This window comes from Mycobacterium sp. E3198 (genome assembly GCF_001667015.1).
Taxonomy (GTDB): Bacteria; Actinomycetota; Actinomycetes; order Mycobacteriales; family Mycobacteriaceae; genus Mycobacterium.
Window position 1 is genome coordinate 1 of the sequence record NZ_LZIS01000258.1, and the last position, 987, is coordinate 987.

The 987-nt window shown below is 61.4% G+C and carries 2 protein-coding genes; one reads left to right on the forward strand and one right to left on the reverse strand.

Annotation, left to right across the window (positions count from 1 at the left end; genetic code table 11):
* Window positions 1-19 precede the first annotated feature (19 nt).
* Window positions 20-811, forward strand: a complete 792-nt coding sequence (locus A5673_RS26280; RefSeq protein WP_082958972.1) for a cyclopropane mycolic acid synthase family methyltransferase — start codon at window positions 20-22, stop codon at window positions 809-811.
* A gap of 20 nt (window positions 812-831) precedes the next feature.
* On the opposite strand, the gene A5673_RS28780 is transcribed toward A5673_RS26280, so the two are convergent.
* Window positions 832-987: class I SAM-dependent methyltransferase (locus tag A5673_RS28780; protein WP_197518478.1), on the reverse strand; the 156-nt coding region annotated here is incomplete at its 5' end.

The window sequence follows — 987 nt, forward strand, 5'->3', positions numbered from 1 at the left end:
TTACGAAGAGTCGCAATCGATCTATGACGTTTCAGACGAGTTCTTCGCGCTCTTCCTAGACCCGACGATGGGGTACACCTGCGCGTATTTCGAGCGCGACGATATGACCCTCGAGGAGGCGCAGAACGCCAAGTTCGACCTGGCGCTGGGCAAGCTGAACCTCGAGCCCGGGATGACGCTGCTCGACATCGGCTGCGGCTGGGGCGGAGCGCTGCAACGGGCGATCGAGAAGTTCGATGTCAACGTCATCGGAATCACGCTCAGCCGCAACCAATTCGAGTACAGCAAGGCGAGGCTGGCCGCTATCCCCACCGAGCGCACCGTCGAGGTCCGGCTGCAGGGCTGGGAGAAGTTCGACGAGCCGGTGGACCGCATCGTCTCCATCGGCGCCTTCGAGCACTTCGGCCGCCAGCGCTGGGGCCACTTCTTCAAGATGGCCTACCGGGTGCTGCCGGCCGAGGGCGTCATGATGCTGCACACCATCACGCGTCCCACGTTCAAAGAGGCCAGGGCGCAGGGCAATCCGCTCACCCACGAAGTGGTCCACTTCACCCAGTTCATCCTGGCCGAGATCTTCCCGGGCGGCTGGCTACCGACGATCCCGTCGGTCGAGGAGCACGCGGAGGAGGTCGGCTTCAAGATCACGCGCACCCTCAATATTTGGGCGGCCAATTTGGCGGCCAACCGGGAAAAGGCCATAGCGATCCAGTCCCAAGAGGTCTACGACCGCTACATGAAGTACCTGACGGGTTGCGCCAAGCTGTTCCGCCAGGGCTACACCGACGTCAACCAGTTCACGTGTGAGAAGTAACCGGGCGCACGCGCCCGAGGCTACTTGGCCAGCGTGAACTGGCCGACGTTGCTGATGCCCTTGAGGAAAAAGTCCTCACAGCCCGTCAAATAGTGCATATAGCGGTCATAGACCTCTTCGGACTGGATCGCTATGGCCTTTTCCCGGTTGGCCGCCAAATTGGCCGCCCAAATATT